Here is a 355-nt window from a genome sequence, read left to right on the forward strand (position 1 = left end):
TCCGTCAGCTCGACTTTTTCCAGCAGCTCCTTGCCGAGATGGGATTCGGTTATCTTGCCTTTGAAAAAATCCAGGTAACCTTCCGCATCATCGCTCGCCCGACCGACGGCCTCCACGAATGCCGATTTGCCAACGGTGTTCACACTGCGGATATAAAAGTAATAATCATGGCCCGGTTTGATATTGATACTGGCGGCTATCCAGTACAGCGCCGTACCAAGATAGCGGGCTGTGGTTTCAACCTGCCTGATATCGGTAATCCGCTTTTCCGAGAACCAGAACTCAAACTGTACCGTCGGGTCATAAACGGCAAGATGCGGCGTGGCGGTTATCTGAAAATAGCCCGGCGTCAGCT

Annotated in this window: 1 protein-coding gene; it reads right to left on the reverse strand. The window is 52.1% G+C overall.

Translation table 11 applies throughout. The features are described from left to right. The coding region (locus tag HEN21_RS22660) for a phage tail tip protein J-related protein (RefSeq protein ID WP_445297816.1) at positions 1-355 on the reverse strand (355 nt) is incomplete at both ends.

The sequence above is a fragment of the Escherichia sp. 93.1518 genome, from assembly GCF_013368915.2.
Classification (GTDB): Bacteria; Pseudomonadota; Gammaproteobacteria; order Enterobacterales; family Enterobacteriaceae; genus Escherichia; species Escherichia ruysiae.